The 5,476-nt window shown below is 70.2% G+C and carries 6 protein-coding genes; 3 read left to right on the top strand and 3 right to left on the bottom strand.

Features of this window, described 5'->3' with window-relative positions:
• Together VJR25_RS01790 and VJR25_RS01785 are read right to left on the bottom strand one after the other, a co-directional pair.
• Window positions 1-738 (bottom strand): ribonuclease D (locus tag VJR25_RS01790; protein ID WP_324111907.1); only part of this gene is annotated, 738 nt, incomplete at its 3' end.
• On the bottom strand, window positions 731-1,309 hold the full coding sequence (locus VJR25_RS01785) for a DUF3000 domain-containing protein (protein WP_324111904.1): 579 nt from the start codon (window positions 1,307-1,309) through the stop codon (window positions 731-733). The genes VJR25_RS01785 and VJR25_RS01790, both read right to left, overlap by 8 nt.
• Before the next feature lie 25 nt (window positions 1,310-1,334).
• Between VJR25_RS01785 and VJR25_RS01780 the strand changes: the two genes are divergently transcribed.
• Window positions 1,335-2,546, top strand: coding sequence for an alpha/beta hydrolase family protein (locus VJR25_RS01780; RefSeq protein WP_324111902.1), 1,212 nt, complete (start codon window positions 1,335-1,337; stop codon window positions 2,544-2,546).
• Here VJR25_RS01780 and VJR25_RS01775 read toward each other — a convergent pair.
• Window positions 2,531-2,962: a SufE family protein gene (locus VJR25_RS01775; RefSeq protein ID WP_324111900.1), complete on the bottom strand. Its 432-nt coding sequence runs from the start codon at window positions 2,960-2,962 to the stop codon at window positions 2,531-2,533. The two genes, VJR25_RS01780 and VJR25_RS01775, sit on opposite strands and share 16 nt — an antisense overlap.
• 119 nt (window positions 2,963-3,081) lie before the next feature.
• Here VJR25_RS01775 and zapE point away from each other — a divergent pair, with 119 nt between their 5' ends.
• Window positions 3,082-4,047, top strand: a complete 966-nt coding sequence (gene zapE, locus VJR25_RS01770; protein ID WP_324111909.1) for a cell division protein ZapE — start codon at window positions 3,082-3,084, stop codon at window positions 4,045-4,047.
• A gap of 138 nt (window positions 4,048-4,185) precedes the next feature.
• Window positions 4,186-5,448: an ammonium transporter gene (locus tag VJR25_RS01765; RefSeq protein WP_324111899.1), complete on the top strand. Its 1,263-nt coding sequence runs from the start codon at window positions 4,186-4,188 to the stop codon at window positions 5,446-5,448.
• The last annotated feature ends 28 nt before the right edge of the window (window positions 5,449-5,476 follow it).

The raw sequence follows: 5,476 nt of genomic DNA, 5'->3' as shown, positions 1-5,476 counted from the left end.
GGCGGCCACCAGGGCCCGGTCCGGCACCAGCCGGCCCGGGGCGACATCCTGCTCGCGCGCGAACTCGTCGCGCGCCTGCCAGAGCGCCCGGGCGATCGCGAGATTGCGCTGCCCGCGCACCGCGTGCAGCCCGCTGAGGCGCCGCCACGGATCCTCGCGCGCGGGCTTGGGCTCCCGCGTGCGCACCGCGTCGAACTCCTGCGCGGCGATCTCGACCTTGTGCTGGTCGACGAGCTCGGCTGCCAGGGCATCCCGCACGTCCACGAGGTGCAGAACGTCGAGGGCCGCGTACTCGAGCCACGGCTGGGGCAGCGGCCGGGTCGACCAGTCGGCCGCGGAGTGCGCCTTGGCGAGGCTGATCCCGAGAGTCTCCTCGACGACGGCGCCCAGCCCGAAGCGCTCGTGGCCGAGGAGGCGCGAGGCGAGCTCCGTGTCGAACAGGCTCGATGGGACGAGCTCGAGCTCGCGCAGCGACGGAAGATCCTGGCTGGCCGCGTGGAACACCCACTCCTGGTCGCCGATGGCCCGCTGCAGCAGCGTGAAATCCTGCACCGACGGCGCATCGAAGAGGAAGACGCCGGCATCCCGCCGGAAGACCTGGATGAGATAGGCGCGCTGCGAATAGCGGAATCCGGAAGCCCGCTCGACATCGACCGCCACCGGGCCCGCGCCGGCGTGCAGGGCGTCGGCCGCCGCCGCCAGCCCCGCGGCATCCCCGATCACGTCATACTCAGCCACGCGGTGTTCCTCTCGCCCCGAAAACCTGGATGTGCTCCGACCCGGGCGGCAGCCCGGCGAGCATGCAGACGAGTTCGGCCCAGGCGGCCACGTGCTGATCGAACGCGCCCTCCGGGGACCACGACGCCCTCAGTTCGACCTGAGAGCCCTCGCCCTCGGCTGCCAGCGCGCCGAATCCCTTCGACAGTGTCTTCGTGGCGGTTCCGGATGCCTCGGAGTACGGGGCATGCCGGGACTCCAGCGCGTCGATCAGCCAAGACCAGGCTACGTCGGCGACGAGGGGATCGGTGCCGATCTCCGGTTCGAGGGGGGCCTGGGCGAAGCACACCACGCGCCAGGGGCCGCCCCAGGCGTCCGGTTCGCCGGCGTCGTGCAGCAGGATGAACCGGCCCGTGCCGTATCGGGACTCGCCCTCGGCGTCGGGACGCACGTCGCCGGCCAGAGCCAGCGACTCGGGAGCGAGGCCGGTCGGAGCGGGGATCTCGCGGACGACGAAATCGCTGCGGAAGGAGACGCCTCGCACCGATGCGGCGGCGACGTCGAAGCTGACCGCAGAACGAGGGTCTGGCACGCCGACAGACTAGAGTGAACGTTCGATGAACCCCTCCAGGCGCGCCGTGCTGCGCGACGTCGATCCCCGCCTTGCCGCGAGCGTGCGAACGGCCGCATTCGCCCTCGGCGGAGCCCTTGTCGCGGTCGTCGGCGCGATGGCCGTGACGTCGGTCAGGATGGCCCGCCGCGTGGTGACCCCGTCGGTGCGCATCCCCGACACCCGGATCGTCGATCTCGACGTCGCCGCCCAGACGATCACCCTGGGCCGCACGCTCGACACCGAGCTGCCCGGGCGCTATGGCCTGTTCACCTCGGGAACGCAGTCGTACGTGAAGCTCGGCTCGGTGCTCTCCGAGGACGCGACCACGGTGAAGCGCAAGCTGCTCACCGAGGTGCCCTCGAACGCGCACCTGGCTGCGGAGGCGGGGTTCAGCGGCTGGTACTACGACAGCCCCGAGCAGCTGCACCTGCCCTTCACCCACGAGCTCATCGGCACCTCCGCGGGCGTCTGCCCGGCATGGCTGTTCCCGGGCAGTTCGGACACGTGGGTCATCCAGGTGCACGGCCGCGGCACCACCCGCTCGGAGTGCCTGCGCGCCGTCCCGGTGTTCCACGCCCTCGGGATGCCCGTGCTCGTCGCCTCGTACCGCAACGATGGGGACGGGGCGCGCACGCGCGGCGGCCGGTACACGCTGGGCGCGACCGAGTGGCGCGACATCGATGCGGCGATCGGCTACGCGATGCGCGCCGGCGCCCGCCGCGTGGTGCTGATGGGGTGGTCGATGGGCGGGGCGATCGTGCTGCAGACGGCCCTGAACGGCGCTCGGCGCGACGACATCGCGGGCATCGTGCTCGAGTCGCCGGTGGTGGACTGGCGCAGCGTGCTGCAGTTCCAGGCCCGGCAGCTGCATCTGCCCGACGTCGTCACGTCGCTGGCCCTCGGCACCCTCGAGTCGGAGTGGACGTCGCCGCTCACCCGCAGCTCGCCGATCCCGTTCGACCGCCTCGACGTCGTCGCCCGTGCGGGGGAGCTGCGCCATCCGATCCTGCTGCTGCACTCGGACGACGACGGGTACGTGCCGGCCGATGCCTCGCATGCGCTCGCCGCCGCCCGCCCCGACCTCATCGACATGGAGGTCTTCACCGGCGCGCGCCACACGAAGCTGTGGAACTATGACCAGAACCGCTGGACCGCCGCCATCGCGGGCTGGCTGGAGCGCACCGGCTTGGCGATCCCCGATCAGACGGCGGACTGAGCGGCGATCTGCCGCTTCGCGCGGCGCAGCATCCCGCTCATGCCGGCGATGCGCAGGGGCGAGACCGACTGGGTCAGCCCGAGGCTCTGCGGGAATTCGTCGGGCACCTGCAGCGCCTCGGCCGCGGGAAGCCCGGTGAGGGCGCGGACGAGGATGCCGGCGAATCCGCGGGTGGTGGGCGCTTCGGCCGGCGCCTTCGCATGCATCGTGACCACGCCGTCGGTGACCTGCAGGGCGATGAACACCGGCGACTGGCACTCCGCGACGCGTTCGAAGCGGTCGGCGCCGAGGTCGCCGGGCACGTCGGGCAGATCGTCCGCATACTCGAGCAGCAGTTCGAGCCGCTCCGGCGCGTCGAGCTCGAGGAACTCGTCGCGGATCTCGGCGAGCGGCTGCGGGAGGGCGGCATCCGTCATGACTCCATCGTCGCATCCGCGCGTCGGGACGGGCCCGCGCGGCGGAATAGGCTTGGTCGGTGGACAATCCGGGCATCGTGCATCTCGTCGACCGAACACCGCAGGTCACCGGCGACGAGATGGTGGCCTCGCTCGTGCCGCCGCCGCAGTTCGACGACGCCACGTTCGAGACGTACCAGGCGGATGCCGCCTACCCGTCCCAGCAGCACGCGAAGGACCAGCTGATCGCCTTCGCGCGCGGGCAGGTCGAGCAGCCGCGCGGGGGACTCTTCCGCCGCGCGAAGAAGGTCGAGCCCATGAAGCCGGGCGTCTACCTGGACGGCGGCTTCGGTGTCGGCAAGACCCACCTGCTCGCGTCGATCTATCACGCGATGCCGGCTCGCCGGAAGTACTTCGGCTCGTTCATCGAGTACACCGCGCTCGTCGGCGCTCTCGGGTACCAGAACACCGTGAAGCTGTTCCTCGGGTCCGATCTGCTGTGCATCGACGAGTTCGAGCTCGACGACCCGGGCGACACCATGGTGATGACCCGCCTCCTCGGAGAGCTGGTGGCATCCGGGACCCGGCTGGCGGCGACCTCGAACACGCCGCCGAACGCGCTCGGCGAGGGACGATTCGCCGCCCAGGACTTCCTGCGCGAGATCCACGCGATGTCCGACAGCTTCCAGACCATCCGCATCGACGGCACCGACTACCGTCAGCGCGCCGTGGACGGCGCCGCCGCCGTGCTGGACCCCGCCGCCTACGAACAGCAGATCACGGCGGCCGCGGCATCCCGCGCCGTGTCCGACGATGGATTCGGCACCCTGATCGCCCACCTGGCGAAGGTGCATCCGTCGCGCTACATCCGGCTCATCGACGGTATCGGCATGATCGGGCTGCGCGACGTGGAGCAGCTGCAGGACCAGTCGGCGGCGCTGCGGTTCGTCGCCTTCATCGACCGGGCCTACGATGCCCAGGTGCCGATCCGGGCGACCGGCCGCCCGCTCAGCGACGTGTTCGGCGAGGAGATGCTCGCGGGCGGCTACCGCAAGAAGTACCTGCGCGCCATTTCGCGCCTCATCGCGCTCACCACCGCCGCCTGATCCGAAACACGCTCTTCACATCCGGGGAGCAGTCGTAACACGCGGGAAACGTTCCGACCCGCGCAGCGAAACGTGCGATCGGGACACTCTCATCAGCGGCGATCACCCGAGGTCGCCGAGTGAGAGAGGCGACTCCCCATGCACGTGTTCACCGCAGCGCCGGCGACCCCCGCCGACGTGAACTCCCTCTGGCTGCTCGTCGCGGCCGCCCTGGTGCTCTTGATGACACCAGGCGTCGCCTTCTTCTACGGCGGCATGGTGAAGGCGAAGAGCGTCGTGTCGATGATGATGATGAGCTTCGGCGCGATCGCCCTGGTGGCCGTGCTGTGGGTGCTGTACGGCTACGGCATGTCGTTCGGCACCCCGCTCATCCAGAACTGGCTGGGCAACCCGTTCGCCGGATACATCGGCCTGCAGAAGCTGCTCGGCATCGGAGCGAACGGCGCGATGTCGCCGGACATGAACGGGCTCGCGTTCGCCGCCTTCCAGGCCACGTTCGCGATCATCTCGGTGGCCCTGATCTCGGGAGCCATCGCCGACCGCGCCAAGTTCGGCCCGTGGATGATCTTCGCGGGCGTGTGGGCCACGCTCGTCTACTTCCCGGTCGCGTACTGGGTGTTCAACCTCAGCGACGGGTGGGCGCCGCACCTGCTCGGCATCAACGACTTCGCCGGTGGCACCGCGGTGCACATCAACGCGGGTGCGGCCGGCCTGGCGCTCGCACTCGTGCTCGGCAAGCGCGTCGGTTTCCAGAAGGGCATCCAGAAGCCGCACAACGTGCCGCTGACGCTCCTGGGCGCCGCGCTGCTGTGGTTCGGCTGGTTCGGATTCAACTCGGGCTCCGAGGCCGCGGTGGACGGCGTCGCCGCGATCGCGTGGATCAACACGCTCGCAGCGCCCGCCGCCGCCACGATCGGGTGGCTCGTCGTGGAGAAGCTCAAGGACGGCAAGCCCACCTCGATCGGCGCCGCCTCCGGCGCGGTCGCCGGCCTCGTCGCCATCACCCCGGCGTGCAACATCCTCACTCCCGGATGGGCCATCGTCCTCGGTGTCATCACCGGCGCAGTCTGCGCCTACGCGATCGAGATGAAGTGGAAGCTCGGCTTCGACGACTCGCTCGACGTGGTCGGCATCCACCTCGTCGGCGGCGTCATCGGCACGCTCTACATCGGCATCTTCGGGTCGGGCATCGGCCTCATCTACACCGGGTCCCTCAAGCAGCTCGGCGTGCAGGCGATCGGCGCGTTCGGCGTCATGATCTACTCCTTCGTGCTCGCCTACGCGATCGGCTGGGTCATCCAGAAGACGATGGGATTCCGCGTCGCCAACGAGGACGAGATCGCCGGAGTCGACACCGTGGTGCACGGCGAGGAGGGCTACCTGCTCGACGCCCGCGACTGAGCGGCTCGAACGGCCGGATGCCATGACG

This window comes from Microbacterium sp. (assembly GCF_035277845.1).
In the GTDB taxonomy this organism is placed as follows: Bacteria; Actinomycetota; Actinomycetes; order Actinomycetales; family Microbacteriaceae; genus Microbacterium.
The sequence above is the reverse complement of the archived record's forward strand: the minus strand, read 5'-3'. Positions and strand labels throughout refer to the sequence as shown.